This is a genomic window from Escherichia sp. WS1118 (assembly GCF_046487695.1).
Taxonomy (GTDB): Bacteria; Pseudomonadota; Gammaproteobacteria; order Enterobacterales; family Enterobacteriaceae; genus Escherichia; species Escherichia coli.
The window spans coordinates 1-768 of sequence record NZ_JBJQIZ010000039.1; the positions used below are offsets into that span (position 1 = coordinate 1).

Annotated in this window: 2 protein-coding genes; both read left to right on the forward strand. The window is 54.6% G+C overall.

Annotation, left to right across the window (positions count from 1 at the left end; all coding sequences use genetic code 11):
• The coding region (locus ACJHYO_RS23945) for a GPO family capsid scaffolding protein (RefSeq protein WP_172424639.1) at nucleotides 1–504 on the forward strand (504 nt) is incomplete at its 5' end.
• A 58-nt stretch (nucleotides 505–562) separates the two neighbouring features.
• On the forward strand, nucleotides 563–768 hold a 206-nt coding region (locus ACJHYO_RS23950; RefSeq protein ID WP_032316586.1), incomplete at its 3' end, for a P2 family phage major capsid protein.

Consider the following 768-nt stretch of genomic DNA (forward strand, 5'->3'; position numbering starts at 1 on the left):
GGCAAATGTTATCTGGTGGGTCTGGCCGTCACCGATGACCCGGCAAGCCTCGGCACGGAATACCTGGAATTCTGCCGCACGGCAAAACACAACCCCCTGAACCGCTTCAAATTAAGCCCTGAAAACCTGATTTCAGTGGCAACGCCCGTTGAGCTGGAATTTGAAGACCTGCCTGAAACCGTGTTCACCGCCCTGACCGAAAAGGTGAAGTCCATTTTTGGCCGCAAACAGGCCAGCGATGACGCCCGTCTGAATGACGTGCATGAAGCGGTGACCGCTGTTGCTGAACATGTGCAGGAAAAACTGAGCGCCACTGAGCAGCGCCTCGCTGAGATGGAAACCGCTTTTTCCGCACTTAAGCAGGATGTGACTGACAGGGCGGATGAAACCAGCCAGGCATTCACCCGCCTGAAAAACAGTCTCGACCACACCGAAAGTCTGACCCAGCAGCGCCGCAGCAAGGCCACCGGTGGTGGCGGTGACGCCCTGATGACGAACTGCTGACCGGCGTCAGTCAGTCCGGGAAAACCTTCACGATTAACCCTTAATTTCAGGAAAAACTATGCGCCAGGAAACCCGCTTTAAATTTAATGCCTACCTGTCCCGTGTTGCCGAACTGAACGGCATCGACGCCGGTGATGTGTCGAAAAAATTCACCGTTGAACCGTCGGTCACCCAGACCCTGATGAACACCATGCAGGAGTCCTCTGACTTTCTGACCCGCATCAACATTGTGCCGGTCAGCGAAATGAAAGGGGAAAAAATTGG